The organism is Arthrobacter sp. UNC362MFTsu5.1 (assembly GCF_000685965.1).
Classification (GTDB): domain Bacteria; phylum Actinomycetota; class Actinomycetes; order Actinomycetales; family Micrococcaceae; genus Arthrobacter.
Genome location: NZ_JMLE01000056.1, coordinates 1 through 5,421, shown reverse-complemented (window position 1 = coordinate 5,421; position 5,421 = coordinate 1). Strand labels below are relative to the sequence as shown.

1 protein-coding gene is annotated in these 5,421 nt (G+C 66.9%); it reads left to right on the top strand.

Annotation, left to right across the window (positions count from 1 at the left end):
• The coding region (locus BS38_RS26355) for an Ig-like domain-containing protein (protein ID WP_043439975.1) at window positions 1-5,112 on the top strand (5,112 nt) is incomplete at its 5' end.
• Window positions 5,113-5,421 lie beyond the last annotated feature (309 nt).

Sequence of the window (5,421 nt, the reverse complement as noted above, 5' to 3'; positions counted from 1 at the left end):
GACCTGGTGGTGCTGAACGATGTGAATTCGGGCAATGTGTGGCTGGTGAACCAGAACATGCAGCTGGTCAACAACTGGGACGACGTCATCCCGCCGCAGCAGACCTCTGATGATGCCGACAAGGACTCCGCGGATGAAGTCCAGCAGACCGTGCTGCCTGACCGGACCAAGCCCAACAGTGCGCCGGTCGCCAAACCGGACACCTTCGGCGTCCGCGCGGGCAAGACCGCCATCCTCCCCGTCCTGGACAACGACACCGACCCCGACGGCGACATCCTCACCGTCCGCGCCCCGGACGCCATCAGTTCCGGCGTCCTCGCGCCGATCTACGGCTCCACCGGTTTCCAGGTCAGCGTGCCGGCCGACAAGACGGGCTCCGAGACGTTCAAATACTCGGTGGACGACGGCCGCGGTCTGAGCGCCTCCTCCGACGTCACCCTCAACATCATCCCGCCGGGGGAGAACTCCGCCCCGCGCCAGAAGCCCAACCGGAACACCACCCTCGTGGTGCAGTCCGGCAAGACCGTCAGCCAGAACCTCCTCACGGACTGGACCGACCCGGACGGCGACGACCTCTATGTGGTGAGCGCCAGCGGCAGCGACCCCCGCGACCAGGTCAGGGCACGGCCGGACGGCCTGCTCAGCTTCCAGGACGCCGGCTCGGAACCCGGCCGCAAAGTGGTCACCGTGACGGTGTCCGACGGCCAATCCACCGCCGAGGGCAAAATCACCGTGGACGTCCGTGCACCCGGTGCGCTTCCGCCCATAGCCAACGCGGACCACATCGTCGCCGTCGCCGGCGTGGACACCGTCATCGCACCCCTGAAGAACGACTCGGATCCGCAGGGCGGAGCCCTCCGGCTTGCCCAGGTCGCTCCGGACGGAAACTCCACCGCCACCATGGGCGCGGACCAGCAGACCTTCACCTTCAACTCCGCGGCCCAGGGGGCCCACTATGTGTCCTACCTCGTGACCAACGGTCCGGCCAGTGCCCAGCAACTGGTCCGCGTGGATGTGGTTCCCGGCAACGGAGACGGCGCCCCCGTTGCCGTCCGCGACACCGCCCTGCTGCCCAGCGGCGGCAGCGTACTGGTGGACGTCCTCGGCAACGACTCGGACCCCTCCGGCGGGGTGCTGGTGGTCCAGTCCGTCACGGCCGCCGACGGCCAACCTGTCAGCGCGTCAGTCCTGGACCACTCCGTCGTCAGGATCACCGACATCCGGGCGGAGGGCCAGCTCAACGTCAAGTACACGATTTCCAACGGCAAGGCCTCGGCCGGGGGAGACATCGCGGTGCTGGTGGTACCGGCCCCGGCCAAGCTCCAGGCTCCGCAGGCCAAGCCGGACGAGGCCTCGGTCCGGACCGGCGACGTGGTCACCATCCCGGTACTGGAGAACGACACCGACCCCAACGGCGGCAAGCTCACCCTGGAACCCGAACTGGCGCAGAAGCCGGACGACGCCGACGGCCGCATGTTCCGCTCCGGCGGCACCCTGCGCTTCATCGCCGGGGACGTGCCCAAAACGGTCTATGCCATCTACAAGGTCACCAATGAATCCGGGCAGTCGGACTCCCAGCAGGTCACCATCCGCATCCGTGCCCGCGATGACGAACGGAATACCCGTCCCGAGCCGAAAAACCTGACCGCCCGCGTCGTCGCCGGAATGGTGGTGCGGATCCCCGTGCCCCTGGACGGCATCGATTCGGACGGCGACTCCGTGCAGCTGATCGGCGTGGATAAAGCACCCGCGATGGGAACGGCCGTGGTCAAGGACGGCTACCTCACGTTCACCGCCACGGGAACGGCCGCCGGCACAGACACCTTTACCTATCGTGTCCGGGACCGGATCGGCGCGGAAAACACCGGCACGGTGATTGTGGGCATTGCCCCGCCGGAAGCCACCAACCAGAAGCCCATTGCAGTGGACGACGCCGTCGACGTCCGGCCCGGCCGCCAGATCGCCGTGGACGCCCTCAGCAACGACTCCGACCCCGACGGGGATCCGATCAGCCTGGTCACCAACGCTTTTGAGGCCCGCCCGGAGCTCCGCGTCGAGTCCGCCGACGGCGGCAAGGTGCTGCTCACGGCGCCCGGCGCTGCCGCGAACGAGAGCGTCAGCTACAAGGTCCAGGACGACAAGAAGGCCCAGGGGAGCGCAGTGATCCGGGTCCGAGTCAGCCCTGACGCCGCCCTCAAAGCCCCGGTCGCCCAGGACGACGTGATCACCCAGGCCGAGACGCTGGGCAAGTCCGCCGTCGACGTCCCTGTCCTGAAAAACGACTCCGACCCCGATGGCGTCGCCGCCGACCTCAAGATCAGCCTGCCGGACGGCAACCCCAACGCGCGCGTCGGAGGTGACGGCAACGTAGTGGTCAGCCTTGCTCCCGCGGACCAGCTGGTCCCGTACACCGTCACCGACGTCGACGGCCAAAGCTCGACGGCGGTCATCTGGGTTCCCGGACAGAGCGAACAGCACCCCTCACTGGCACGGACCGACGTCGTGGAAGTCATGGCAGGCAAGGAAGCCACCATCGACCTGAACGAGTACGTCCGGGTTCGGGACGGACGCAGCCCGCGGATCACCCAGGCGGACAAAGTAAGCGTGCAGGGGGCGGATGCCGGGAACGTGATTGGCGGCAACGGAAACGTCCTGCGCTACGCGGCGCTCAAGGACTATGTGGGGCCCGGCTCCCTCACCTTCGAAGTCACGGACGGTTCCGGTCCGGACGACCCGCAGGGCCTGAAGTCCACCCTGACCATCATCACCCGGGTGGTCCCGGACCCCAACGCCAACCACGAGCCAACTTTCAGCGGCACCGACCTCGACGTGCCCCTGGCCGAAACCGCAAGCCTGGAACTGGGCAACCTAGCCAAGGACGTGGATGACGGGGACCAGGAGAAGCTCAAATTTGAGCTCGACGGGACCCTGCCGGAAGGCTTCAACGCAACCATCGAAGGGCAGACGCTCAAGGTCGGTGCCGAGTCCAGCCTGACGGCAGGCCGCAAGGGGACCATCCCGCTCAAGGTGACAGACGGCCGCTCCGGTTCCGTAAGGGCCGCGGTAACTGCCACCGTCGTCGCCTCCAACAGGCCCCTTCCTGCCGCCAACGACGACGTGATCGACAAGGCCAATGCCGGCCGGACCGAGACCATCAACGTCCTCGCCAACGATTTCAACCCGTTTGGCGAAACCCCGCTCAAGATCATCTCGGCCACAGTCGAAACCGGCTCCGCTGCCGGTACTCCCGCCGTAGCCGGGGACTCCATCACGGTCACGCCCGCCGAAGGATCCAAGGGTGTCATGGTGATCCGCTACACCGTGCTGGACAAGACCGGGGACCCCTCGCGGCAGGCCAGCGGCCGCGTGCGCATCACCGTCCGGGACAAACCGGACGCCCCCTCGGCGCCGTCCGCCACCGACGTCCGCAGCCGAACCGCCGTGCTCAAGTGGGCTCCGCCGTCGGACAACGGCGCGGCCATCAGCAAATACACCGTCACTTCCAGTGGCTTCAGCCAGGACTGCCCCACCACCACCTGCACGCTCAGCGGCCTGACCAATGACGTCAAATACGTTTTCACCGTCACGGCCACCAACGAAGTCGGCGTTTCAGCGGCATCGGCGGCATCCAACGAAATCCGGCCGGACGAGAAACCGTCCCCGCCGGAGGCACCCACGGTCAAAGCAGGGGACAAGGACATGGTGATCGCATGGCCCGCGGCGAAGACTGAAGGCTCAGCCGTCAAAAGCTACAACCTGGAGATCTCCCCGCCGCCGGCCAGCGGTATCGCGGTGAAGAACGGGGTGACCGGCTTGACCTACACGTGGCCCGGCCTGACCAACGGCGTGCGCTACAAGGTCCGCGCCCAGGCTGTCAACGACCTTGGCCCGTCCGAGTGGGGGATCTACTCTTCGGAGGACAACCCGGCCGGCGTGCCCGCGGCTCCGGCGGCACCGACGTCGGCCGTGGCGTCGGCAGTGGGAAGCACCAACCAGCTGCGCGTGAACTGGTCCGAACCCGACACCAACGGGGACGCCATCAAGAACTACTACGTCACCATGAGCGGAGGCGGCGGCGCACCGCAAACGCAGGCCATCGCGGGAACAGTGCGCACCGCCAACTTCACGGCGAACAACTCCGAAGCTGACTACACCTTCACGGTCCAGGCCGAAAACAAAGCGGGGAAAGGCGCCGTCAGTCCGCCGTCGGCGCCCCGGCGCGCCACCGGCAAGCTCGGCCAAGTCTCCGGGGTCAGCGCCACCGCGGCGGACACCGGGGGAGCCGGGCGGCAGGTGACCATCAATTTCAAGGAGCTGACCGCCGCCGAACGCAACGGCTCGGCCTACGGCGAGGTGAGCTACAGCTACAACGCCAGCACCGGCCAGAACGGTCCGATCAAGCCCGGGCAGACCGTGGGCGGCTTCACCAACGGCGCCCAGACCGCCATTACGGTGATCGCGCATTCCACTGTGGCGCCCAGCTCGGACGCCAGCGCCGCAGCCGGCGCCACACCGCACGGTGCGCCCGGTACGCCCTCTGCTTCAGGGCAGAACGGCGGGCAGAACCAGAAGTCGCTGAGCTTCAGCTGGACTTCACCGTCGACGGCGACGAACGACGTCGCCTCCACCCGGATCAACATTGACGGCCGGGGCTGGGAAACCGTCGCGGCATCGGGAAGCCGGACGGTGAACACCGGCGGCTTTGACGAACCGCACTCAATTCAGGTGCAGACCGTTAATTCCGTGGGGACCGGCGGAGCCGTCGCCCAGGCGACGGCTCGTTCCGGTCCGGCGAAGACGAACTGGGACGCTGCGGTCAACGGTTACCGGACGTGCACTGATGCGCCTGCCTCGGGGCAAACCTCCTGGCGGTCGCCGACGAATGCGGAGCATACCTGCGATGGTGTCATCCGCAACTATCCCTGGATCTATGGCTCCGGTCCGTCCTTTACCGTCAACTGCTTCATGTGGCGCACCGTGCCTGACGCCCGCGGCACCTACAAGTGGTACCGCATCAATTCCCACTCCGACGGCCGCTTCGTGGGCCGCACCATCCAGGTTGGCAACACCACCCTGGGTGAGCCCGAGAGTCACGGCATCCCGCAATGTTGATGACGGGCGTAACCGCAGGTCAGGCCGCCGGGGAGAGCTCCCCATCGCGGTCCGCCGGATGGTTGGGTAGGCTGTCGCGGGAAACAGAGAGCCCGGTACCGGGTCTTTGGAAACGCTGCCCTGGGGGCGGCTGCGATTTTGAGGGATTTGAAAACTGGTGACAACTCTGTTCGGCAAGCTGGGTCTCAGGGAACGCCGCAGGAAGTTGGTTTCGGGCACGGTTTTTGCGGTGGCCGGTGCTGCGTTGGTGGCGGGTGCGGTGATTTATCCGGGGTTTAAGACCACTGAGGTGGAGTTGAACGACGGCGG